General features: G+C 81.9%; 1 protein-coding gene. It reads right to left on the bottom strand.

The window, feature by feature from the left end; genetic code table 11:
* Window positions 1–486, bottom strand: a 486-nt coding sequence (locus CBZ_RS19010) for a PEP-utilizing enzyme (RefSeq protein ID WP_246013549.1), incomplete at both ends; no start/stop codon positions are given.

The following is a 486-nucleotide window of genomic DNA, read 5'->3' as shown; positions in this document are numbered from 1 at the left end:
CGGTCGGGCCGCGGCGCGGGGCGGCCCGCACCCGCGACGGCCTCGGGGGCGGGGTCGCGCACGACCTCGCCGAGCCCGCCGTCGACGAGCACGGTGTCGCCGTCGCGCAGCAGGTCGGCGCCGGGGACGGCCACGACCGCGGGGATGCCGAGCGCGCGGGCGAGGATCGCGGTGTGCGACGTCGGGCCGCCGCCCTCGATGACGAGCGCGAGCACGGCGCCGGGGTCGAGTCGGGCGGTGTCGGCGGGTGCGAGGTCCCGGGCGACGAGCACGAACGGCTCGCCGGGGTCGGGGACGCCGGGCACGGGCGCGCCGGTGAGCGCGGCGACGACGCGGTCCCGCACGTCCCGGACGTCGCCCGCGCGCTCGGCGAACATCCCGCCGAGCGCCGCGAGCTGGTCGGCGACGCCCGCCGCGGCGTCCCACACCGCGCGCTGCGGGGTGGCGCCCGTGTCGAGCACGCGCCCGCGTGCGGCGTCGACGAGG

Source organism: Cellulomonas biazotea, from assembly GCF_004306155.1.
Taxonomy (GTDB): domain Bacteria; phylum Actinomycetota; class Actinomycetes; order Actinomycetales; family Cellulomonadaceae; genus Cellulomonas; species Cellulomonas biazotea.
Note: the sequence above shows the minus strand (reverse complement) of the source record. Positions and strands in the feature narration are given on the sequence as shown.